Genomic DNA, 20,458 nt, shown 5'->3' with positions numbered 1-20,458 from the left:
AAGTGACGTGAGTCGGGGTTGCTGCCCGGACTATGAGAGCTGCCGGTCGTTCACGACCGCCAGCAGAACGAGGTCACCAGCGCCTCGCTCCCGGACGACACCCTTCCATCCGGTTCCCAGGTCGGTGCCGGAGGTCCGCAGCAGCTGCCGCTGCCACATCCGCACCAGGAACTCACAGTCGCGTTGCGGGCGATCGCTGAAGTGTTCCTGGGCGGAGGTTGCCAATCTCGTCGTCACTCGGCTCGTCGGTGGGTGGCTGCGCAGGCTCGGCCACGAGCGGCGCAGGCGCGCGGGGGGCGGGCACGACGGGCACGGTGTCGGCCGCGCGCATGCTGTCGAGCGACCGGAGCAGGGCCCGCCGGAGCAGCTGCGCGGCCGGGCGTTCGACCAGCCGGTGGACGAGGTACGCGAGCAGCAGCAGCCCGGCGATCGTCGCCCCCAGCAACACCCACGCGGGAAGGTACGGCCGGGCCGCGGCGATGACGGTCAGGCCGATCTGCGCATGCAGCAGGTACAGCGGGTAGGTGAGGGCGCCGGCGGTGGTGAGCCATCGCCACCGGATGCGGTCGGACTTACCATTCGCGATGAGCGCCATGACGACGAAGAAGGCCGTGACGCAGGCGGCCGCGGGCGGGAACGCGCTCCCGTCGTAGGTCTCGATCTCGGACCACATGCGGGAGATGGCGATGACCCACGAGCACCCGACGATGGCCCAGAGCAATGCGTTCGCCCCGAACCGGTACATCAGGTAGAAGGCGATCCCGGCGATGAAGTACTGCGCGTATCCGCGCCCGAGGAACATGTAGACCCCGGCGTTGTTCGCCCACGGGGCGGCCAGCGACGCCAGCGTCCACAGCGCACAGAACGCCACCACGCGTCGGACGGTCATCCCGCGCGCCACCACCACGAGGGCGAACAGCACGTAGAACAGCAGCTCCACGGAGAGCGTCCAGTAGGCCTGCTCGACGTCGGGGACACCCATGAGCGACTGCAGCATGGTCATGTTGACCAGGACGTGGGTCCAGTCCCGGTGCGTGGCGAAGACCGGGAACAGGACGAGGACCGTGGTGGTCGCCACGACAGCGAACCAGTACGCGGGGTAGAGCCGCACCACGCGCGCGACCGCGAACTCCCCCACGGTGCGGCCCCAACTGCTCATGCAGATGACGAAGCCGCTGATGAGAAAGAACAACTCCACCCCGAGCCAGCCGTACGCCGCCGCGCCGGCCAGCCCGGGGAAGAGCTGATCGGTCGGAGTCCCCCAGGCGTCGTCGCGCACGCCCTCCCCGTGCAGGAGGTGGTACACGACAACCATCAGCGCAGCGAGCAGGCGCAGACCGTCGAGCACGACGAGGCGGTTGTGCCCGCCGCGCCGGACGGCACCGTGAGACTCCATGGTCTTCCTCACTAGGTCGAGCGGCCCGCCGGTCGGCGACGAGCGTTGAAGATGCGGCGCGGCAGGCTACCGACGAAACTGCTCAGAACCCGGCCACACGGCCGCGTACGCCGCGGCGAGCTGCTCACGTACCGCGTTCGAGCTGTGGAAGTCCAGCGCCCACCGCTTGCCGGCGGCAGCGAGCCGCTGGCCTCTGGCCGGATCGGTGAGCACACTGCTCAACTCGTTCGCCCAGGCCTGCGCGTCCGCTCCCACCGCGACCTCATGATCGTGCCCTACCCCCGCTCGGCGGGCAACCTCGGGCGTGGTAACCGTGGGAACACCCGCCGCCAAGGCCTGGATCAGCTTCATCTGCACGCCCGTACCGCGCCAGACCGGGACGATGGCCGCCGAGGCCCGCGGGTAGTAGGGGGCGACGTCGGGAACGTTGGCGTGGATCTCGACACCGCTGCCACGGAAGGCTTGGACGGAGGCGGGCGGGTTGGTCCCGACGATGTCGAGTACGGCGTTCGGGACCCGCCTCTTCACCTCGGTCCAGCAGTTCTTGAGGAACCACAGCAACCCGTCGACGTTCGCCTCGTAGGTCAGCCTCCCGACGAAGAGCACCCGCGGCTCCGGCGCCCGCGGGGTCGTGTCCTCCGGGTGGTCGTACGGGCTCCGAACGACGTACGTGTTCGGCCGCTCCTCGCCCGGCTCGAAGGGCGCCGACACCATCAGCGGCACATTGTGCGCCACCAGGGCATCCTCCCGTGCCTGCATGCGGGGCGCCTCGATCTTGCCCACGAGCTTCCACTTCGGGCCGGCGGTCTGGGCGAGCTGGCTGTAGTACTCGCTGCGGAACTCGTCGAGGTCCACGATCACCGGCACCGGCGCGCACCGCTCCACGAGGTGCACCGTACGAAAGACGTTGAGGTGCACGACGTCCGGCCGCCACTGCCGGAGCTCGCTGGCGAGCGCGGTCGACAGCTGGGGCACGTCGGCGTAGGCCTGCTGAAGCGACGTGCCGGTCGGCAGGGCCGTGGCACAACGGAGCATCGACGTGATCCGGTTACGCGGCACCAGCACGGTGGACTCCACCGGCAGTTCCTGGGCCTCCTGCACCTCCTCGTCCGAACTGGTCAGGCCGAGGAAACGGATCTGGTGATCCTTGGCGAGAATCTCGAGCAGGGCCAGGCTCCGCGGGCGGATCTTCGAGGGGATCCAGGGAGCGACGAAAAGAATCTTCATAGCGGCAGTCTCCTGAGGGCGCGGGCCGAGAATCTGTCCATCGCGGTGCCGTACTTGTCGCAGTATGCGACCAGGCCCGAGCGGTACAGCCGGTTCTTGCCGACCGCACCGGTGCTCGTGCTCTCCCGATGCATGGCCCAGGCGGTCCCGACCGACACGACACGCCAGCCGGCACCGCGCAGGCGTCTGCAGAGGTCGACATCCTCGAAGTAGAGGAAGAAGGAGGGATCGAACCCATTGATGTCGCGGAACGCGGTGGCCCGAACCAGCATGCAGAATCCGGACACCCAGGCGACGTCCGCCGCCGCTGCCGGCCCACTCTTGTCGAGGTAGTCCAGCATGGGGAGCCGGCTGCGGAGCAGCTGCGACTTGGCGAGTTCCCGCTTCACGCGGCCGGGAACCATGTGGTCGACGCGCAACGCGGCGAGCCATTCCTTGGCCAGGCTCACGTCCGGACCCGCGGAGATGCCGGGCTCGCCGTCGGCGTACCGCATCTGAGGCGCGACGACTCCGATCCTCGCGTCGTCCTGGAGCGCCCGCGCGAGTTCCGCGTACGAGTCGGGCCTGAGCGCGGCGTCCGGGTTCAGCAGCAGGTAGGCCTCGGCGTCGGGAAACTGCTCCACCGCCGCGTTGATCGCCTTACCGAACCCCACATTGGACGAACGGATGACGTGCCGGGTGTACCGGGCCGCCACCTCGACACTGTCGTCGGACGACGCGTTGTCCACCACCACGACTTCGGCGATGGGCAGTTCACGCAGGCTGCCCAGGCTCATGGGCAGGTCTCGGGCAGAGTTGTGGGACACGACGATGGCTACTGTTTTCACATTTCGCTCACGATCCTGGGAGTTCATCGGTACGCCGCCGACGTCGAGTGCCCGGCCGTGTGCGGCACGACCGGCATCACCCGGTCGCTCCGCAGCACGGCATCACCCACGACGAGCAGTGAGGCGTGCTTGAAGAGATACGTCAGGGAGACCGCCGCGGCTGCGCCGACCGCACCGAACAGCGCCGCGCCGCCGGCCACCGTGACGAGCAGCGCGGCGGCGCTCACGACGCCGATCTTCGCCACCAGCGCCCCCCGGCCCACGCCTTGCAGCACGGCGCCGCAGGGCGAACTCGCGCAGAACGAGGGCACGCCGGCGAGCATGACGGCAATGACGACACCAGCCCCCGAATAGGTCTCGCCGAACAACAGCTCCGCCAACCACGGCGCGGCGGCCATCCCGGCGGCGCTGATCGCGCCGACCACGAGCACCACGGCGAGGTTCATGCGCCAGAAGAGCCGCCGTGCCTCGCCGGCCCGCGCGGTCGCCGAATGCGGCACCAGCACGGTGCTGAGTGCGGACGGGATCGACACGAACGGTGAGAAGATGCGAGACGCGGCGGCGTACAGTCCCGCGCCGGCACCCGGCGCGACGAGGGAGACGACCGTCGCGTCCAGGACCCGCGCCTGTGCGGAAACGTTGCTGACCAGGTACGCCCGCGAGTCCAGCGCCGCTCGCCACACGTCGGCGGCGGCGGCCGAGCCGGAGATCCGGACCACGAACCGCACGTGGACCTGCCCCAGCGCGGACGCGACCACCAGGCCGTACGCGAGCCAGGCGAAGGGCTCGCCGCCAAGGTTGACGGCGCTCACGAAGATCGCGACCTGCACGGCTTTCCGGCCCAGGATCGACACCACCGCGTGCCCCATCCGGCCGTCGGCGATCGCGAGCGACAACATCGTCTCGACGTTCTTGTCCAGCATCCAGCCGGCCGCGAGGAGCACCGCGATCCACGGCGCCATGGTGCCAGCGGTGAGGCCCAGGCCGATCGCCGCGGCGATGACCAGGCCGCCGATCGTGGTGAGGACGTTCAGGCGCAGGCCCGCGCTGACGGCGGTGTCGCGCCCGAGTGCCCGCCAACGCAGGAGGGCGGTCGAGACGCCCGCGTCCGCCACGACGGCCAGGAAGGCCACCGCGCCGAAGTACCCGCCGAAGGCACCGAAGCCTTGCGGGTCCACGTACCGTGCCAGCAGAACCATCGCGACGGCCTGCAGCCCGCTGCCGGCGATGCGGGAGGCGGCCAGAGCCGACGCTCCGCCCACCACCCCGCGCACGTTCGGCCGCCGGGACGAACCCGCCAGCACCGGATTGCCCGAGGCGGCCTGGCCGGGTCGCTTCTCCTCCCCCGCGGGGGCCCCGCCGCCCTGGTCCGCGCTCCGGTGGCCTTCGCGGGTCGCGGCATCGCCTCCCCGGTTCCCGCGCCGGTGGTCCTGGTGCTGGTGGTCCTCCACCAGCCACACGGTCGCTACTCCCAGGACGAGGAACCACAGCGGCAGCATGGACTCGGCCATGACGCCGTACGTGGTGGCCACGATCCCGAAGTAGGCCACCGTGAAGGTGAGGCAGAACGCCGGGACGAGGTTCGGCCGGAAGACACCCTTCCACACGCACAGCACGGCCAACGCCGAAGCCGGCGTGAGCAGGATGACCGCGCCCGGTATGCCCAGTTCGACGGCGGCGAGCAGAACGCCGTTGTGCACCGGCACCCCGCCCGCCACGACCGGGTCTATCCGGCCGACGACCTCCACGTAGTTGTTGGGGCCGATGCCCCACCACGGTTTGCTGGCCAGGAACTCCAGTGCGCTGGACATGATCTGCCCCCTGGCGCCGCCGGTCGGGTCGGCGATCATCCGGACGATGAACACGGGGGCCACCGCGAGCACGCCGATGCCGAGCAGGATGAACCCGATGACGGTCTGCCGGCTTCTGCGGCCGGTAGGGGCGCCTTCCGCGCCCAGCCTGCGCAGCATCAACTCGCCCATCACGATCAGCATCAGGACCGCCAGCAGCCCGGTCCGGCTGCCGGTCAGGGCGGTCGTCGCGAGCGCGGCGGCGGGAATCCCGTACCGCCCGACGATTGCGGGAAGCTGAAGCCGGCCGAGGCCGAGGCGGCTGTCCGGCCCGGTCGTGAGGTAGTAGAGGGCGAGAACCAGCACGACGGCCTTCGCGAGGTTGACCGGGTGGTTCAGCGTTCCGTTGGTCCGGTCGCCGAGGAAGCGGGCCGCTTCGACGGTCCCCATGGGATTGAGCGGTACGCCGAGCCATTGGAGAGCCGCGCAGCAGAACTGGGCGGCGATGACTCCGGCGGAGGTCAGTCTGAGCGCCAGGACGGCGGATCTGTGCTTGGCGAACAGACATCCCACCGCAAAGGCGACCGGTGCGGACAGATACTGCACCGCTCCGACCAGCTCCCGGGTGGAGGCACCGCCGCGGGTCACCATGCCGAGGCCGATGCACAGGGCCAGGGCAGCGATCCCCGACACCAGGACCGGCATCCAGCGCAGCCGCCGCCAGGTCGTCGCCAGCAGCACGACGAAGGCCACGACGAGTGCGATCACCCAGGTCGACGGCGCGAAGACCGGGATGGCGATGCCGACGTGCCACGGCGCGCCGCCCTGACCGAAGGTCTTGGGTAGCAGGGCGAGGCAGGTAACCGAGACGACCGCACTCAGGGCTACCGGCCATTCGGTACGAGCGATGGCTGCGGCCGACGAACCGGTCCCTACCGTTACCGTCGGATCCACTGGCGTACTTCCGCGCCCTCGTCGGCCTTCGTGCGGCGTCGCCGCGGCTGCCGCACGCCCGCCGCCACGGCCTTCACGAGTCCCGCAGCCATGGCCCCGCACGCGTAGCCCACGGCGGCTGCGCCCGGTCGCCCGACCCGCAGTCCTTCCGAGAAGACCCTGACCATCCCGCCCATCGTGCCCTGGCGGCGGGCATACGTCATGACCGATCCGAGGTAGTAGTCACCCCGGTCCCGAGGGGTTGCCGAGCTGAGGTACTCGCGCGCCCAGTCGAGCTCACGGGCCAGCGAGATCGAGCGCGAAATGCCGTCACCGGTCGCGTCGTACCTGGTCAGGGCGTCGTTCAGTTGCCGGACCACCAGCCCGGGCAGGCTTCGGGAGAGTTGCAGGAGCCAGGTCAGGTCCTGGTGCAGACTCAGCCCTTCGTCCAGGGGCACGGTCATCGGAAGCGACCGGGGGAAGAGGAGCGTCGAGGACGGGAGGAACGCCTGCCCGCGTTGGACCCGGTGGCGCCGCAACAGGTTGTTCTCCAGAGTGCGGCGAGGGTCGTAGGGCGCACGGGGCCAGGTCTCGGAGCCGTGTTCGAAGTCCACCATGACCTTGGTGGACGAGATCCATGTCGACGACCCGGCGAGGCCGGCCTCGGCGATGTCCCGCACCTGGCGCTCGATCTTCGTCGGATGCCAGACGTCGTCATCGTCCAGGAATGCGACCAGGTCTCCGGCGCACCTCCGGACACCGGCCATGCGGGCGGCGTTCCCGTTCCGGCGCTCGAGGTAGCGGAACAGCCGAACGCGTGGATCGCCCGGAACGTCCACCTCGGCCTCGGAGTTGAGCACCACGTGGACCTCGGTGACCGGATGCGTCTGCCCGAGCACGGATTCGACGGCTCGGCGAAGTCCCGGCTTGCCGATTGAGGGGATGACGACGCTGACTGTGGGACGCCACGTCGCGGATCGCGTCGGCACTGTGGGATCCATCCGACCCTTTCAAACCAGTTTCATTGGAACGGAACCGCAACGCGCCCAGCTCACTGCTGACCGTACGCGGGCACCACAGATTACAGAGCGCTGGCCTCGGGCGATGCCCCGTGGACGGCACCTCTTCCGCCGGCGGGATCACCGCCGGCGCGCATCACAAGGACAAGGTTGTCCGGATGCCGTTGGCCACCTTGCGCACCTCACCGACCTGCGCCCCCGTCGCGGTCATGCGGAGGACGATCTGGCGGTCGATCACGCCGTCGGGGCTGCTCCGCCACCAACCGATCACCACCAGTCCGTATCGATCCTTCCCGCCGACCTTTGGGGCCTCGGCGTAGGTCGCATTCCCGGCCTGGACCCATTGCAGGCCCCACGCCTCCTCGGCCCTCCGGTACGCGGCCTGCACCTCTTCGCCACAGGGCTTCGGGCAGTTCCGGACGATGATCTCCCCGCCGACCTCGGGGACCCCGGGACGCGAGATGCCGCAGAGATACCTGGCGAAGCCGGGGCCGCGCTGGCGCGCGTCGCAGGCCCAGGAATCGGGCATCTTGAAGGTGAAGCCGAGGCCGGCAGGGGTCTCCTCCCTGACCCGGTCGGCGTCGCCGAACTGCGGCTCGGCGGGCCAGGAACCGGGCCTGGGCGGTTCAGCACCCGGGCTGCGCGGTGCTCCCGTGGGGAAGGCGACCGGCTCGGGGCTGCTGGGCACGGCCGCGGACGGGGACGAGTCCGGTCCGGCCGTGCGCGTCGCGTCGCCGGCAGACCGCCACACGAAGAAGCCGACGCCCGCGCCGAGCGCCACGACGACCGCGATCGCGATGCCGACCCACAGGCCGGTGCGCCGGGGCCGCTCCCGCACGGCCGACCGCAGCGGTGGATAGCTGGTCGAGTACGGCTGGTCCCACGCCGACGGCGCATCCGGGGCGGATGGCGGAACTGACACGGGGGAGGCCGGAGGAACCGACACGGGAGAAGGCGGCGTCGACACCGGCACCCCGGCGCCAGAGGTGGGTCGGTGGTCCTGCGGAGGCCCCTCGGCGACGTCGGCCGGGTACTGCCCTTCGCTTGCGGACGTGGCACTGGTGGCAATCGGCATGGCCTGGGTGGGCTCGTTGATGGCCACCTTCGCCCAGGGCGGCTCGAGCGTGCTCGGATCGGCGGGCTGCGCCTGCGCCGGTGGCGAGGTCGGACGGTAGTCCAGGCCGAGGACGACGAAGACCTGTTCGGCCTCGTGACCGCTGCCGGCCGCGTAGGCGACCCATGGCGCCGGGGCCGAGAAGTCAGCGTGGAGGAAGCTCGGCGTGCCGTCCCGGTCCCGCAGGGCGTTCGCGATGGAGGCGAAGGACTTCCGCCACTGCTGGTCGGTGGCGACGGCGGCGTCGAGGATGGCAACCGTCAGCGCCCGGCCCTGGGCATCGACGGCTGACCACACCTTGCCCACCTGGCACGACCCCAGGGTCTCGAGCAACTGGAACGGACTGCCTGGTTGCATTCCACCCTCCCCGGAGCGACGGTGTGGATAGTAGCGAGCGGGCACCCGGTGACCGGAGGCGGACCGGGGGCTGCCCGCTCGGCCGACGCCGGAATGTCAAGATTGCTCCCCGTGAGGATGAGACGCTGGCTGGCTGCCGCATTCATGCTTCCGTTTCTGGCCGGCTGCGGGCCGTCCGGCGACGGCGGCTCAACGGGCCCGACAGCCGCGTGGCATCCCCCGGTGCCACCGGGCACCACCGGAGCCGTCGACCTGGACAGCCGACCCTTCCAGCTTCATGTGCCGGTCGGGTACGACCCCGCCAGGAAGGTCCCCCTCGTCGTGCTGCTGCACGGCTACGGGTCCAGCGGCGTCCAGCAGGAGCGGTACTTCAACCTCACCCCCGAGTCCGACCGCCGTGGTTTCCTCTACGCCATTCCGGACGGCACCACCGACCGGGACGGCATGAGGTTCTGGAACGCGACCGAAGCCTGCTGCGACGCCCACCGCAGCGGGGTGGACGACGTGGCGTACCTCGAACGGCTCCTTGACACCGTGGAGTCGGCGTACTCGGTCGACACCGCACGGGTCTATCTGGTCGGCCACTCCAACGGCGGCTTCATGGGCTACCGGATGGCCTGCGAACGATCGATGCGGGTCACCGCGATCGTCTCACTCGCCGGCGCCGCCGACGACGACACGTCACTGTGCACACCCCAGCGGCCGGTCAGCGTGCTGCAGATCCACGGCACCGCCGACGCGACCATCAAATTCGGCGGCGGCACGAGAGACGGCCACCGGTACCCGTCGGTCGACACCACGCTCGCCACCTGGCGGCGGATCAACAGCTGCTCGGCGGAGGCCGACACCTCGGCTCCGCGACTGGACCTCGAACCCCGGCTGCGCGGGGCGGAGACGGGAGTGACGACCTACTCCGTCGGCTGCCGCGAGGCCACCCGGGTCGAGCTGTGGGACATCAGAGGTGGTGGCCACCTGCCCACGCTCAACGCGATCTTCGCCCCGGCCGTCACTGACTTCCTCTACGCCAGTACGCCCCGATCCTGACCACGCCCTGTTACCACTCCGATCCACTGCTGTTCGTCCTGATGGACGGGTCCGATGTCGGTGACCTGCGTGAGGTTACGCCGGCACGCTCGGCCTGATCATGCGTTGTTGAACCGCGAGGGACCACGTACAGTACGGGCCCGCGCTCCCAGGCAGGCGCGACTGGCGACGCAGATCAAAGGACATCTATGGAAATGGAACGTCTTCGCGCGCGGATGCCGCTGGCCCGGTTCGGCCGGAGGCTGCCGACACTGGCCGACCGGTTCGACGGCCGGGCCAACAGTATCGGGGCGTTGCGGCTGGCGCTGGCGTTCGCGGTGCTCGTCGCGCACTGCTGGCCCCTCGCGCTGGACCGTCCGATGCTCGGCAGCACCGAGACCATGGAGCAGGCCGATGTCGGCAAACTCGCGGTGTACGGCTTCTTCGTCCTGTCCGGCTTCCTGATCACCGGTAGCGCGCTGCGGTTCAGCCTGCCGCGGTACCTCTGGCACCGAGCGTTGCGCATCCTGCCCGGGTTCTGGGTGTGCCTGTTGGTCACCGCGCTGGTGGTGGCGCCCGCGGTCGCATACTACGAGCGGGGCACCCTCGACGGATTCTGGGACCACCCGCAAGGCCCGTTGCAGTACCTGCAGGCGAACTGGCTGTTCGCCATGGACCAGTGGACGATCTCGGGCATCCTGAGCGACGTGCCGTACGGGCGCGGCATGGAGGGCGGCGGCCCGATCAACGGCTCGCTGTGGACCCTGCGGTACGAGCTGCTCTGCTACTTCATGCTGGCGGCGCTGATGGCGGCTGCGGTGCTGACCCGGGCGCGTAGGGCCGTGGTGTTGCTGCTGCTCGGCGTGTACCTGGTCGTCCTGGAGGACTTTGTTCGGGGTGACGGGTTGGTCGTCCTGCCGGCCAAGCACGGTGTGCTCGGCCCGTACCCGGTGGTCGGGCAGTTCGACATGCGGCACGTCATATACCTGACCCTGCCCTTCCTGCTCGGCGCGGTCGCCAAGCTGTTCGCGCACCGGGTGCCGATGACGGGCTGGCTGGCGGCCCTCGCCGCCGTCGGCGTTGCCGGGACGGCGCGGTTCGGTGCGTTCTACGTCGTCGGTGTGCCCCTGCTCGCGTACCTGCTGCTCTACCTGGCGGTCGGGCTGCCCCGATGGCTGCACCCCGCTGGTCGCAAGCGGGACTACTCGTACGGCATCTACATCTACGCGTTTCCGGTTCAGCAGGTGTTCGCCTTGCTCATCGGCGTGCGGTACGGCTTCGTCACGTACCTGGTCGCGTCGACCGCCGGCACGCTGCTCCTCGCCGCGCTCTCCTGGCACCTGGTGGAGCGGCCCGCCATGTTCCTGAAGGACGTGGTCGTGCCGCTGCCCGCCCGGTGGCGATCGCAGGGCGAACGCTCCGCCGCTGGCGCGGTCCACGGCCTCGACGATGCGACCGAGGCAGGCCTCGTCGCGGCCCGGCCGCCCGCTGAGGGGGCCGTCCCCGCGACGGCCCGTGCGTGAGGCCCATCTGACATAGCCACTTCGCGGTGCCGCGCACCCGCGCGGCGGTCCACCGGGTACGAGCGCCTTGCGCCCTGAATGGTTTCATGCATAGGCTCCCCTGGTGAATGATGCGGTGCTCAACCTGGTCCAGGGGGTCCGCCTCACCCCGACCCAGCGGCGCATCGCCCACTGCCTGGTGCAGCACGCCGCCGCCGTGGCGTACCTGTCGGCGGCCGAGGTGGCCGAGCTGGCCGGCGTCAGCCAGCCCTCGGTGACCCGGTTCGCGATGGCCCTCGGGCACGACGGCTACCCGGCGCTGCGCCGTCGGCTACGGGAGCTGACCGCGACCGCGGCGGCCGAACCGGACGACACCGGCAACGAACTCCAGCGGGCCGTCCGGGCCGAGATGGGCAACCTCGACCGGCTCGCCGGGCAGCTCGCCGACCGGGACCGGATCGCCGAGGTCGGAAAGCTGCTCGCCGCCAGCCGCCCGCTGCCGGTGCTCGGGCTGCGCGCCGCCGCGCCGCTGGCGGCCTACTTCGCCTACTTCGCCGCGAAGGTGCACCCGGACGTCCGGGTGCTCGACGACGGCGGCAGCCTGCTCACCGACCGCCTCGAACAGGCCGCGACGGCGGGCGCGGCCGCGCTGCTCGCCTTCGTGCTGCCCCGCTACCCCCGGGAGACCCTCGACGCCCTGCGGGAGGCCCGCGACGCCGGGCTGACCGTCGTCGCGATCACCGACTCGCCGGTCAGCCCGGCGACCGAGTACGCCGAACTGGTGCTGCCCGCCACGGTCGGCACCGACCTCGTCTTCGACCTGCACACCGCCCCGATGACCCTGGCCATGGTGGTCCTCCAGGCGATCTGCGACGCCTCCCCGGCGGACACGCAGGCCCGCCTGGAGGCGTTCGAGTCGTCCGCCGCCCGTCGCCAGTTGTTCCTCGGCTGAGAGGAGTTTCAAGATGCACCAGCCCGTCCGCGCCGCTCGCGGCACCGCACGCACCGCCCAGGGGTGGCCGCAGGAGGCCGCCCTGCGGATGCTGATGAACAACCTCGACCCGGAGGTGGCCGAGCGCCCGGACGACCTGGTCGTCTACGGCGGCACCGGGAAGGCCGCCCGGGACTGGCCGTCGTACCACGCGTTGGTGCGTACGCTCACCGAGCTGCGCGACGACGAGACGATGCTGGTGCAGTCCGGCCGCCCGGTCGGGGTCATGCGCACGCACGAGTGGGCGCCCCGGGTGCTGCTGGCCAACTCGAACCTGGTCGGCGACTGGGCCACCTGGCCGGAGTTCCGCCGCCTGGAGCAGCTCGGCCTGACCATGTACGGGCAGATGACCGCCGGCTCGTGGATCTACATCGGCACCCAGGGCATCCTCCAGGGCACCTACGAGACGTTCGCGGCGGTGGCGGCGAAGCGCTTCGGCGGCACGCTGGCCGGGACGCTGACGCTGACCGCCGGCTGCGGCGGGATGGGCGGGGCGCAGCCCCTCGCGGTGACCATGAACGGCGGCGCCTGCCTCATCGTGGACGTGGACCGCAGCCGGCTGGAGCGGCGGGTGCACGACCGCTACCTCGACGAGATCGCCGACTCCCTGGACGACGCGGTGCAGCGGGTGCTCGCCGCGAAGCGGGACCGCCGGGCGCTGAGCGTCGGCGTGGTCGGCAACGCCGCCACCGTCTTCCCCGAGCTGCTGGTGCGCGGCGTCGAGATCGACGTGGTGACCGACCAGACCAGCGCGCACGACCCGCTGTCGTACCTGCCGGTGGGGGTGGAGCTGGCCGACGCCCGGGACTACGCGGCGGCGAAGCCGGCCGAGTTCACCGACCGGGCCCGGGTCTCGATGGCGAAGCACGTCGAGGCGATGGTGGGCTTCCTCGACGCGGGCGCGGAGGTCTTCGACTACGGCAACTCGATCCGCGGTGAGGCCCAGCTCGCCGGTTACGAGCGGGCGTTCGACTTCCCCGGCTTCGTGCCGGCGTACATCCGGCCGCTGTTCTGCGAGGGCAAGGGCCCGTTCCGCTGGGCGGCGCTCTCCGGCGACCCGAAGGACATCGCGGCCACCGACCGGGCCATCCTGGAGCTGTTCCCGGAGAACGAGTCGCTGGCCCGGTGGATGCGGATGGCCGGCGAGCGGGTCGCCTTCCAGGGCCTGCCGGCGCGGATCTGCTGGCTCGGCTACGGCGAGCGGGACAAGGCCGGGGTGCGGTTCAACGAGATGGTCGCCTCCGGTGAGCTGTCCGCGCCGGTGGTGATCGGCCGGGACCACCTGGACTGCGGCAGCGTGGCCAGCCCCTACCGGGAGACTGAGGCGATGGCCGACGGCTCCGACGCGATCGCCGACTGGCCGCTGCTCAACGCACTGGTCAACACCGCCAGCGGGGCGTCCTGGGTGTCCATCCACCATGGCGGCGGGGTGGGCATCGGGCGGTCCATCCACGCCGGGCAGGTCTGCGTCGCCGACGGCACGGCGCTGGCCGGGCAGAAGATCGAGCGGGTGCTCACCAACGACCCGGCCATGGGCGTGATCCGGCACGTGGACGCCGGGTACGAGGCCGCCCGCGAGGTCGCTGGCCGTACCGGGGTCCGGGTGCCGATGGCCGAGGGACCGGCGTGACGGACCTCGCCGGCCGGTTCCGGGCGCTGTGGGACGAGATCGCGCCGGTCGGGCGGGACGCCGGCAGCGGCGGCTACCTGCGCTACGCGCTGACCGAGCCGGAGCTGCGGCTGCGGGAGTGGTTCCGCGAGCAGGCCGAGCACCGGGGCATGCCGGTCACCGCCGACGGCAACGGCAACCTCTTCGCCTGGTGGGGTGACCCGCAGGCCGGCGACGCGGTGCTCACCGGCAGCCACTTCGACTCGGTGCCGCACGGCGGGGCGTACGACGGGCCGCTCGGCATCGTCAGCGCGTTCCTCGCCGTCGACGAGTTGCGCGGCGCGGGCGTCACGCCCGACCGGCCGATCGCGGTGGCGGCGTTCGTGGAGGAGGAGGGGGCGCGGTTCGGCGTACCGTGCCTGGGGTCGCGGCTGCTCACCGGGGAGATCGCGGTGGAGCGCGCGGCCGGCCTGCGCGACGCGGCCGGGGTGAGCTTCGCCGAGGCGCTCGGTGACCGGCCCGCGGGCGCCGACCCGGCGCTGCTCGGCCGCTTCGCCGCCTTCGTGGAGCTGCACGTCGAGCAGGGCCGCGCGCTGGTCGAGGCCGACGCGCCGGTCGCGGTCGCCAGCGCGATCTGGCCGCACGGCCGCTGGCGCTTCGACTTCCACGGCGAGGGCAACCACGCGGGTACGACCCGGATGGCCGACCGCCGCGACCCGATGCTGACGTACGCGTTCACGGTGCTCGCGGCGAACAAGGAGGCCCGGCTGCGCGACGCGCACGCCACCGTGGGCCGGGTGTCGGTGGAGCCGAACGCCACCAACGCGATCCCGTCGCGGGTGACCGGCTGGCTGGACGCCCGGGCGGCCGAACCGGAGACGCTGCGCGGGCTGGTCGGGGCGGTGCACGCCAAGGCGGCCGAGCGGGCGAAGCGGGACGGCACGGAGCTGACCTGCACGGAGGAGTCGGCCACCCCGCTGGTCGCCTTCGACGGCGGGCTGGCCGACCGGCTGGCCAAGCTGCTCGACGCGCCGGTGCTGCCCACCGGGGCGGGGCACGACGCGGGGGTGCTGGCCGCGCACCTGCCCACCGCGATGCTCTTCGTGCGCAACCCGACCGGGGTGTCGCACTCCCCCGCCGAGTCCGCCGCCGACGCCGACTGCGCCGCCGGGGTCACCGCCCTGGCCCGGGTGCTCCAGGAGCTGGCATGCCGATGACCCGCTGGCTCGCCGAGTACGCCTGGCTGCCCGAGCACGCCGAGCCCACCCCGGACGTGCTGATCGAGGCGGTCGACGGGCGGATCACCACGGTCGCCCCGCTGACCGCCGGCCGGCCCACCGCCGGGGTGGAGGTGCTCGGTGACGCCGTCCGGCTGCCCGGGCTGACGCTGCCCGGCCTGGCCAACGCCCACTCGCACGCCTTCCACCGGGCGTTGCGCGGGCGTACCCACGCCGGGCGGGGCGACTTCTGGACCTGGCGGGACGGGATGTACGCGGTCGCGCAGCGGCTCGACCCGGACTCGTACCTGGCCCTGGCCCGGGCCGCGTACGCGGAGATGGCGCTGGCCGGGGTGACCTGCGTCGGCGAGTTCCACTACCTGCACCACGGCCCGAACGGCACCCCGTACGACGACCCGAACGCGATGTCGGCGGCGCTGGTCGAGGCGGCCGCGCAGGCCGGCATCCGGATCACCCTGCTGGACACCTGCTACCTGACCGCCACCGTGGACGGCGCCCCGCTGGCCGGGCCGCAGCGGCGCTTCGGCGACGGCGACGCGCTGCGCTGGGCGGACCGGGTCAGCGCGTTCACCCCTGAGGCCGGGCACGCCCGGGTCGGCGCGGCCATCCACTCGGTCCGCGCGGTGCCGGCGGAACAGCTCGCCACCGTCGCCGGCTGGGCGGACCGGCGCGGCGCGCCGCTGCACGTGCACCTGTCGGAGCAGCCCGCCGAGAACGACGCCTGCCGGGCCGCGCACGGCCGCACCCCCACCCGGCTGCTCGCCGACCACGGGGTGCTCGGGCCGGCCGTCACCGCCGTGCACGCCACCCACCCGACCGGCGCGGACGTGGGGCTGCTCGGGGAGAGTCGCACCGGGGTCTGCCTCTGCCCCACCACCGAGCGGGACCTGGCCGACGGGCTCGGGCCGGTCCGGCGGATGGTCGAAGCCGGCAGCCCGCTCAGCCTGGGCAGTGACAGCCACGCCGTGGTCGACCTGTTCGAGGAGGCCCGCGCGGTCGAGCTGGACGAGCGGCTGCGCACCCGCCGGCGGGGCCACTTCACCGCCGTCGACCTGCTGGCCGCCGCGACCACCGGCGGGCACGCCGCGCTGGGCTGGGCCGACGCCGGCCGGCTCGCCGTCGGTGACCGCGCCGACCTGGTCACGGTACGGCTCGACACCGCCCGCACGGCCGGGGTGCCGCCGGTCGGGGCGTTCTTCGCGGCGACCGCCGCCGACGTCAGCTCGGTGGTGGTCGACGGGCGGCAGGTGGTGCGCGACGGCGTGCACCTGACCGTGGACGTGCCGGCCGAGCTGCGCGACGCGATCGCGGCGGTGTCCGGTGCGTAGCCGCGCGGGCCGACCGGCGTGGACGGCCGGCGGGTTCCGGGGCACCGGACCGGAGCGCGGAGGGACGCCGTGAGCAGCCTGCTGGTCGACGACATCGGCGAACTGGTCACCAACGTCGCCGGCGCGGGCGAGGGCGGCCCGCTCGGCATCCGCCGCCGGGTGGCGCTGCTGGTCGAGGAGGGCCGGGTGGCCTGGATCGGCCCGTCCCGGGACGCCCCGGCCGCCGACCGGCGGATCGACGCCGGCGGCGCCGCGGTGCTGCCGGGGTTCGTGGACAGCCACGCCCACCTCGTCTTCGCCGGGGACCGGGCCGCCGAGTTCGCGGCCCGGATGGCCGGGGAGCCGTACACCGGCGGCGGCATCCGCACCACGGTCGGCGCGACCCGGGCCGCCTCCGACGAGGAGCTGCGGGCCACCGTGCGGCGGCTGCGCGCGGAAGCCATGCGGCAGGGCAGCACCACCATGGAGATCAAGAGCGGGTACGGCCTCACCGTCGCCGACGAGGCCCGCTCGCTGCGGATCGCCGCCGAGGTCAGCGCGGAGACCACCTTCCTCGGCGCGCACGTCGTCCCCGCCGAGTACGCCGACCGCCCCGACGACTACGTCGGGCTGGTCTGCGGGCCGATGCTCGCCGCCGCCGCCCCGTACGCGCGCTGGGTGGACGTCTTCTGCGAGCGGGGCGCCTTCGACGCCGACCACACCCGGGCGATCCTCACCTGCGGGCAGGCGGCCGGGTTGGGCGTACGGGTGCACGCCAACCAGCTCGGCCCCGGCCCGGGGGTACGGCTCGGGGTGGAGCTGGGCGCGGCCAGCGTCGACCACTGCACCCACCTGAGCGACGCCGACGTCGACGCGCTGGCCGGCTCGCCGACCGTCGCCACCCTGCTGCCCGGGGCGGAGTTCTCCACCCGCTCGCCGTACCCGGACGCCCGCCGGCTGCTCGACGCGGGCGTGACCGTGGCGCTCGCCACCGACTGCAACCCCGGCTCGTCGTACACCTCGTCGATGCCGTTCTGCGTCGCGCTCGCCGTACGCGAGATGCGGATGACCCCGGCGGAGGCCGTCTGGGCCGCGACCGCCGGGGGCGCGCTGGCGCTGCGCCGCGACGACGTCGGGGTGCTCACCCCGGGCGTCCGGGCCGACCTCGTGATCCTCGACGCCCCGTCCCACCTGCACCTGGCCTACCGGCCCGGTGTACCACTGATCCGCCAGGTTCTGCACAACGGAGTTCCGCAATGACCGTGACCATCCTGCCCACCGGGATCACCCCCGCCGACGTGCTCGCGGTGGCCCGCGGCACCGCCAAGGTCGTCCTCGACCCGGCCACCGTGGAGGCGATGAGCACCAGCCGGTCCATCGTGGACGGCATCGAGGCCGCCGGCCGACCCGTCTACGGCGTCTCCACCGGCTTCGGCGCGCTGGCGAACACCTTCGTCGCGCCCGAGCGGCGGGCCGAGCTCCAGCACGCGCTGATCCGCTCGCACGCCGCCGGGGTCGGCGCGCCCATGCCCCGCGAGGTGGTCCGGGCGATGATGCTGCTGCGGGTCCGCTCGCTGGCGCTGGGCCACTCCGGGGTCCGCCCGCTGGTCGCCGAGGCCCTGGTCGACCTGCTCAACCACGAGATCACCCCGTGGGTGCCGGAGCACGGCTCGCTCGGCGCCTCCGGCGACCTGGCGCCGCTGGCGCACTGCGCGCTGGTGCTGCTCGGTGAGGGCTGGGTGCTCGGCCCGGCCGGCGAGCGGATGGACGCCGCCGACGCGCTGAGCCGGGTCGGGCTGAAGCCGATCGCGCTGGCCGCCAAGGAGGGGCTGGCGCTGATCAACGGCACCGACGGCATGCTGGGCATGCTGCTGCTGGCGATCCACGACGCCCGGCACCTGTTCACCATGGCCGACGTGACCGCCGCCCTGGCCATCGAGGCGATGCTCGGCTCCGAGCGGCCGTTCCTGCCCGAGCTGCACTCCATCCGGCCGCACCCCGGCCAGGCGGCGTCGGCGGCGAACATCCACCGACTGCTCCAGGACTCGCGGGTGATGGATTCGCACCGCGACGACCTGGCGCACGCGGTACAGGACGCGTACTCGATGCGCTGCGCCCCGCAGGTGGCCGGCGCCGCGCGGGACACCCTGGACTTCGCCACGACGGTGGCCGCGCGGGAGCTGCTCTCGGTGGTGGACAACCCGGTGGTGCTGCCCGACGGCCGGGTGGAGTCCACCGGCAACTTCCACGGCGCGCCGCTCGGTTTCGCCGCCGACTACCTGGCCATCGCCGCCGCCGAGGTGGGCGCGATCGCCGAGCGCCGGGTCGACCGGCTGCTCGACGTGGCCCGCAACCGGGAGCTGCCGGCGTTCCTCTCCCCCGACGCCGGGGTCAACTCCGGCCTGATGATCGCCCAGTACACGGCCGCCGGGATCGTGGCGGAGAACCGCCGGCTCGCCGCCCCCGCCTCGGTGGACTCGCTGCCCACCAGCGGGATGCAGGAGGACCACGTCTCGATGGGCTGGGCGGCGGCCAAGAAGCTGCGCACGGTGCTGGACAACCTGACCAGCCTGCTCGCGGTGGAGCTGCTGGCCGCCGTACGCGGGCTCCAGCTGCGCGCGCCGCTCACCCCGTCGCCCGCCGGCCGGGCCGCCGTCGAGGCGCTGGCCCCGGTCGCCGGCGAGCCCGGCCCGGACGTCTTCCTCGCCCCGGTCATGGAGGCCGCCCGCGCCGTCCTGGCCGGCCCCGACCTCCGCGCCGCCATCGAACGCGAACTCGGCCCCCTCGCCTGACCACCGGACCCCGCCCTTCCGACCCGGGCCGACCGGACGGTTCGGCAGGGCGGGTCCGCTGTCGGCCGGTGCTGCTAGCGTTCGCCGCCGTGGAAACCGAGGAGCAGAAGCTCGACGAGCAGGTCCGGGACTTCGTCAGGCGGCAGGTGGCGCTGGCCGAGCTCCCGGCCGCCGCGATCGTCGCCGAGACGGTGGAATACCTGGACCGCACCGACGAGCCGGGCCGGGTCGCGGAGTTGGTGTGGCCCGTGGTGACCGAGGAGCTGACCCGGCACCTCACGGCGCAGGCGCACTGGCCGGAGGTGACCGACAGCGACCGGCTCACCGCGGCGTTCCGGGCGCTCACCGCCGCCGGCGTGGTCGCCCGGGAAAACTTCACCTGCTGCCAGAACTGCGGCGTGGACGAGATCGGCGCGGACGTGCCGCGCACGATCGAACCGCGCGGCTACGCCTTCTACCACCGGCAGGACGCCGAGCGCGCCGTGGCCGGGTCGCCCGTCTTCGTCGCCTACGGGCTGTTCGGGGGCCCGGCGTCGGCGGAGATCGGCGAGGAGGTGGCGGCGGCGCTGCGGGCCGAGGGGCTGACCGTCCACTGGAACGGCGACACCGGCAGCCGGATCCAGGTGCCGATGACGTGGCGCCGACGCCGGGTGGGCCGGCTCGCCGCCGTACCACCCGCGCCGCACGACGACGTCGAGGTCGACGTGGAGCTGCTCGGCGGCTGGACCGGGCCGCACGCCCCGGGGGACGGGCCGATGCCCGCCGGCCGGCTCACCGCGCTGCACCTGCCCTGGCTCCCGGCCGCCGTCCGGGTGCGGCTGAGCTGGGCGGGCCGGTCGGTGGAGGTCCGGCGCGAGGGCGACGCGCTGGTCGGCGCGTACGCCGACCCGGGCGGGCCCGAGCTGACCGTGGGCCGGTACGACGGCACAGAGCTGATCCGGCGGCTGCGCGGCCTGCCGCCGGGCACCGTGCCGGCCCCCGCGCCGGTGGGCTTCGTGGAGGTGACCGCCGACCACGTCGGCGGCGCCGACCGGGACGTGCCGATGGACCTGGCGGAGCTGCTGGTCCTGGTGCGCCGGATGCGCCCGCTGAGCTACGACTTCCTCATCTGCGTCGGCCGGTCGGGCGGGTGCGTGCAGGCCACCTGGGAGCCGAAGGGGCTGTGGGTGGAGGAGTTGGACACCGCGGCGGCCGTCTCGGTGGGTCGGTTCGCGACCCTGGCCGAGGTGGAACAGGTGCTCACCACGCTGGCCGTGGAGGACCGGGTGGCCGTCCGGGAACTGGGTGGTGACCTCACCACCCTGCACCACCGCTGACCGGCGGCCCCGGCCAG

The 20,458-nt window shown here is 72.6% G+C and carries 15 protein-coding genes; 9 read left to right on the top strand and 6 right to left on the bottom strand.

Features of this window, described 5'->3' with window-relative positions; genetic code table 11:
- Positions 1–172: 172 nt before the first annotated feature.
- From ACTMS9_RS06265 to ACTMS9_RS06240, 6 genes are all read right to left on the bottom strand, one after another.
- Positions 173–1,396: an acyltransferase family protein gene (locus ACTMS9_RS06265; protein ID WP_441164375.1), complete on the bottom strand. Its 1,224-nt coding sequence runs from the start codon at positions 1,394–1,396 to the stop codon at positions 173–175.
- 66 nt (positions 1,397–1,462) lie between these two features.
- Positions 1,463–2,623 carry a glycosyltransferase gene (locus ACTMS9_RS06260; protein ID WP_441164374.1) on the bottom strand — a complete coding sequence of 387 codons (1,161 nt, stop codon included), beginning with the start codon at positions 2,621–2,623 and terminating at the stop codon, positions 1,463–1,465.
- Positions 2,620–3,477 (bottom strand): glycosyltransferase family 2 protein, encoded by an 858-nt coding sequence (locus ACTMS9_RS06255; RefSeq protein ID WP_441164373.1) that lies wholly within the window; start codon positions 3,475–3,477, stop codon positions 2,620–2,622. Before ACTMS9_RS06255 ends, ACTMS9_RS06260 begins: the two co-directional genes overlap by 4 nt.
- Positions 3,474–6,194, bottom strand: coding sequence for an O-antigen ligase family protein (locus ACTMS9_RS06250; protein ID WP_441164372.1), 2,721 nt, complete (start codon positions 6,192–6,194; stop codon positions 3,474–3,476). The genes ACTMS9_RS06255 and ACTMS9_RS06250 overlap by 4 nt, the downstream gene beginning before the upstream one ends.
- Complete coding sequence (locus ACTMS9_RS06245) at positions 6,179–7,162, bottom strand: glycosyltransferase family 2 protein (RefSeq protein WP_441164371.1); 984 nt, start codon at positions 7,160–7,162, stop codon at positions 6,179–6,181. The genes ACTMS9_RS06250 and ACTMS9_RS06245 overlap by 16 nt, the downstream gene beginning before the upstream one ends.
- Before the next feature lie 166 nt (positions 7,163–7,328).
- Positions 7,329–8,639 (bottom strand): hypothetical protein, encoded by a 1,311-nt coding sequence (locus tag ACTMS9_RS06240; RefSeq protein WP_441164370.1) that lies wholly within the window; start codon positions 8,637–8,639, stop codon positions 7,329–7,331.
- A 246-nt stretch (positions 8,640–8,885) separates the two neighbouring features.
- On the opposite strand from ACTMS9_RS06240, the gene ACTMS9_RS06235 reads away from it, so the two are divergent.
- The 9 genes from ACTMS9_RS06235 to ACTMS9_RS06195 all read left to right on the top strand — a co-directional run bounded on the left by ACTMS9_RS06235 (position 8,886) and on the right by ACTMS9_RS06195 (position 20,441).
- Complete coding sequence (locus tag ACTMS9_RS06235; RefSeq protein WP_441164369.1) at positions 8,886–9,707, top strand: alpha/beta hydrolase family esterase; 822 nt, start codon at positions 8,886–8,888, stop codon at positions 9,705–9,707.
- A gap of 194 nt (positions 9,708–9,901) precedes the next feature.
- Positions 9,902–11,209 carry an acyltransferase family protein gene (locus ACTMS9_RS06230; RefSeq protein WP_441164368.1) on the top strand — a complete coding sequence of 436 codons (1,308 nt, stop codon included), beginning with the start codon at positions 9,902–9,904 and terminating at the stop codon, positions 11,207–11,209.
- Between the two features lie 103 nt (positions 11,210–11,312).
- A complete protein-coding gene (locus tag ACTMS9_RS06225) occupies positions 11,313–12,140 on the top strand; it encodes a MurR/RpiR family transcriptional regulator (protein WP_441164367.1) in 828 nt (275 codons plus the stop codon).
- 13 nt (positions 12,141–12,153) lie between these two features.
- Positions 12,154–13,809, top strand: a complete 1,656-nt coding sequence (gene hutU / locus ACTMS9_RS06220) for a urocanate hydratase (protein WP_441144827.1) — start codon at positions 12,154–12,156, stop codon at positions 13,807–13,809.
- Positions 13,806–15,005: an allantoate amidohydrolase gene (locus ACTMS9_RS06215; RefSeq protein ID WP_441164366.1), complete on the top strand. Its 1,200-nt coding sequence runs from the start codon at positions 13,806–13,808 to the stop codon at positions 15,003–15,005. Before hutU ends, ACTMS9_RS06215 begins: the two co-directional genes overlap by 4 nt.
- Positions 15,002–16,354, top strand: a complete 1,353-nt coding sequence (locus ACTMS9_RS06210) for a formimidoylglutamate deiminase (protein ID WP_441164441.1) — start codon at positions 15,002–15,004, stop codon at positions 16,352–16,354. The genes ACTMS9_RS06215 and ACTMS9_RS06210 overlap by 4 nt, the downstream gene beginning before the upstream one ends.
- A gap of 69 nt (positions 16,355–16,423) precedes the next feature.
- Positions 16,424–17,593 carry an imidazolonepropionase gene (gene hutI / locus ACTMS9_RS06205; protein ID WP_441144831.1) on the top strand — a complete coding sequence of 390 codons (1,170 nt, stop codon included), beginning with the start codon at positions 16,424–16,426 and terminating at the stop codon, positions 17,591–17,593.
- Positions 17,590–19,125, top strand: a complete 1,536-nt coding sequence (gene hutH, locus ACTMS9_RS06200; protein WP_280838513.1) for a histidine ammonia-lyase — start codon at positions 17,590–17,592, stop codon at positions 19,123–19,125. The genes hutI and hutH overlap by 4 nt, the downstream gene beginning before the upstream one ends.
- An 89-nt stretch (positions 19,126–19,214) precedes the next feature.
- Positions 19,215–20,441, top strand: coding sequence for a DUF6891 domain-containing protein (locus ACTMS9_RS06195; RefSeq protein WP_441164365.1), 1,227 nt, complete (start codon positions 19,215–19,217; stop codon positions 20,439–20,441).
- Positions 20,442–20,458 lie beyond the last annotated feature (17 nt).

The organism is Micromonospora sp. L31 (assembly GCF_052068075.1).
GTDB classification, from domain to species: domain Bacteria; phylum Actinomycetota; class Actinomycetes; order Mycobacteriales; family Micromonosporaceae; genus Micromonospora; species Micromonospora purpureochromogenes.
The sequence above is the reverse complement of the archived record's forward strand: the minus strand, read 5'-3'. Positions and strand labels throughout refer to the sequence as shown.

Bases quoted from the DNA above. Each gene is read 5' to 3' on its own strand.
- ACTMS9_RS06210 (WP_441164441.1), top strand. From the start codon at position 15,002: ATGACCCGCTGGCTCGCCGAGTACGCCTGGCTGCCCGAGCACGCCGAG.
- ACTMS9_RS06255 (WP_441164373.1), bottom strand. From the start codon at position 3,477: ATGAACTCCCAGGATCGTGAGCGAAATGTGAAAACAGTAGCCATCGTC.
- ACTMS9_RS06230 (WP_441164368.1), top strand. From the start codon at position 9,902: ATGGAACGTCTTCGCGCGCGGATGCCGCTGGCCCGGTTCGGCCGGAGG.
- ACTMS9_RS06260 (WP_441164374.1), bottom strand. From the start codon at position 2,623: ATGAAGATTCTTTTCGTCGCTCCCTGGATCCCCTCGAAGATCCGCCCG.
- hutU (WP_441144827.1), top strand. From the start codon at position 12,154: ATGCACCAGCCCGTCCGCGCCGCTCGCGGCACCGCACGCACCGCCCAG.
- ACTMS9_RS06265 (WP_441164375.1), bottom strand. From the start codon at position 1,396: ATGGAGTCTCACGGTGCCGTCCGGCGCGGCGGGCACAACCGCCTCGTC.
- hutH (WP_280838513.1), top strand. From the start codon at position 17,590: ATGACCGTGACCATCCTGCCCACCGGGATCACCCCCGCCGACGTGCTC.